The following is a 1,098-nucleotide window of genomic DNA, read 5'->3' as shown; positions in this document are numbered from 1 at the left end:
GCAAGCTCAATTAGCAAATCAAGACTACTCACCTGCCCTGGAGAACTTTAAGGCGGCACTTAAACTTAACCCCTACATGGTTGAAGCATATGACGGTCTCGCAGCTTGCTACGAGAAACTGAATCAACCACAGAAAGCACAAGAATCACTTGAGTCAGCAGTTGAAATGTCGCCCAGAGTAATTCTACGTCATGAGAAACTAGGCAAGCTATGTCANAAGAATCAAGACATTGAAAGCGCAACAGAGGCATACAGGAAAGCTATTCGATATGGCGAACACTCAATACATGAAAAAGCTGACAACTACCTAAACCTTGGCCGCTGCTTATCCGAAAGGTCATCGGGAGACCTTAGTGATTCTGGCAAAACACATGCGGACGAAGCGATACAAGTTCTAAACGAATTAACACATAAATTTTCGACTGACGAACAGGCCTGCCTCAATGCAACGCTTATCGAGGCTCGAGTATTTAATGGTCAGAACAATGCCGAAGCAGCACAGGAAAAACTTCATCAAGCAGAGTGCATGATTGAAGAAGAGAAGCTCTCAGCGGAAATTGGCATCGAGCTAGCAAAGACACTCTACTCCTTAAACGAGCTTGAACGTGCCGAGAAACTCTTAATCACACTCGCTGAGCGATTCAGTAACGACCCCGAAGCGCTAGCGCAAATTGAAAGCCAGCTTGACGAACCCGAAAGCTTAGTGGCCAAAAAGCAAGCAAAACGCCTTAATAAATCAGGTATTGAGCAGTTTGAACAAGGCCAACTTGCACAAGCTGCTGAAGCATTCAAAGAAGCGCTCAAGCATACACCAAGACACGCAGCCTTGAATCTTAATCTAGCTCAAGTTGTAACGAAGCTATTTAAAGAAACTGCTGACCATAGCTTATTAAAGCTTGCAGAGCAGTCCCTTGAAAAAATAAACAACATACCCGAACAGCATAACCAATACCGAAGGCTTAAACACCTCGAGAAGCAAGTAGCAGAACTTCAATCCAAAAAACAAAATTGAACGAGTACAGTATCATGAGTAAAGACAAACAACCCGATTTCTCGATGATTATCGCCTCAGCTGTCCACGACATGAAAAATTCGCTC

Annotated in this window: 1 protein-coding gene; it reads left to right on the top strand. The window is 43.8% G+C overall.

Going from position 1 to position 1,098, the window contains the following annotated elements; all coding sequences use genetic code 11:
• Nucleotides 1-1,012: lipopolysaccharide assembly protein LapB (locus tag A3729_RS05055; protein WP_156497679.1), on the top strand; the 1,012-nt coding region annotated here is incomplete at its 5' end.
• Nucleotides 1,013-1,098: the final 86 nt, after the last annotated feature.

The sequence above is a fragment of the Oleiphilus sp. HI0043 genome, assembly GCF_001634935.1.
This window is presented reverse-complemented; position numbering and strand designations above follow the sequence as displayed.